Raw genomic sequence first — 1253 nt, forward strand, 5'->3', positions numbered from 1 at the left:
TGCACCGCCTGGCGATCGTGAGTGGATCGTCAGGTCCGTCTAAGAGTCTCACGCGGGTGCAACGGTGAGGGGTGTAGAGAACGCACGGTGGGCGGTTGCGAATAAGTGACCACGCTGGCAGCCGAGAGGTACGAGCGATGAAAGATCAGCTCGAGCATTAGCGAACGTACTGACGTCGCTTTATTAGGTGTACTGACCGGGTACGTTGCGGGCACGCCGGTTCGGCGCACCGCCACAGCCGCTTGCGCCACACCAGCAGCACCGGCCGCCCCGCCGAGGGGATGTCACGCACCAGATGCTCACGCCGGCCGCGGGCCACCGCGACCACCCCGCACCGCGGGCACCCGGTCACCGACTCGGAGGTCTCCACCAACAGCTCCAGCTCACCGCCGTACTCACCGGCGGCAAGCACCACCAACCCCGAGATGCCGAGCATCGCAGCGGGCAGGACGGTAGCCTCAACACTCACCTGGGACTCCTCTCGATCCGTTGCTTGGTCGCTACGAATCGTGGAGTCCCAGGTCCGTCTTCACCAGCCCAACCCGGTCAGCGCGTCGCAACCCGGCTACCACGCTTGGTGAGGAAGATCTGCTAACGTGGTTCGGCGACGGCCCGGGCACGTCCTTGTTCCTAACCGTCGTGCGCTGGGGTCCGCGTGGACCGCTCGGCCAGCGTCCATCCAGTCAGGAGGCAGTCAGCAGATGTTCGACGACAACGGCTCATTCCTACTCGCCATGTTCGAGTTCTTCATCTTCTTCGCATGGTTCATGTCCCTGTGGTGGATCTTCGGAGATCTCTTCCGCAGCAAGGACCTCGGCGGCTTCGCGAAGGCGCTGTGGGTGGTGTTCATCGTCGCGCTGCCGTTCATCGGAATGCTCGCGTACCTGCTTGTTCGAGGTCGGGGGATGACCGACCGCGCGGCCGAGGCGCACCAGGAGCTCCAGCAGCGGCAGGAGGAGTACATCAAGTCCGTCGCCGGCGGCTCCGCCGGATCGAGCCCGACCGATGAGATCGCCTCGGCGAAGGCCCTTCTCGACTCGGGAGCGATTACCCAGCAGGAGTTCGACCAGATCAAGGCAAGGGCGCTCTCCTCGGTCTGACCCTGGTCCGCTCACTCGCCAGCCGCAGCGTCGCGGTCCGAGGGCGAAGAAGTCCCGTTCTAATGACAACACCCCGCAGGGAAACCTGCGGGGTTATTTTTGGGTTAAGGGTCAAAAAGGGGTTAAGTAGCAAAATGTGTGTCCGGTCGGCGT

The 1253-nt window shown here is 63.8% G+C and carries 2 protein-coding genes; one reads left to right on the forward strand and one right to left on the reverse strand.

Going from position 1 to position 1253, the window contains the following annotated elements:
- Positions 1–157: 157 nt before the first annotated feature.
- Positions 158–469, reverse strand: a complete 312-nt coding sequence (locus tag HMPREF2736_RS06845) for a transposase family protein (protein WP_007000757.1) — start codon at positions 467–469, stop codon at positions 158–160.
- 232 nt (positions 470–701) lie between these two features.
- Between HMPREF2736_RS06845 and HMPREF2736_RS06850 the strand changes: the two genes are divergently transcribed.
- Complete coding sequence (locus HMPREF2736_RS06850; protein ID WP_038592207.1) at positions 702–1100, forward strand: SHOCT domain-containing protein; 399 nt, start codon at positions 702–704, stop codon at positions 1098–1100.
- Positions 1101–1253: the final 153 nt, after the last annotated feature.

Source organism: Corynebacterium sp. HMSC036E10, from assembly GCF_001836265.1.
Classification (GTDB): domain Bacteria; phylum Actinomycetota; class Actinomycetes; order Mycobacteriales; family Mycobacteriaceae; genus Corynebacterium; species Corynebacterium coyleae.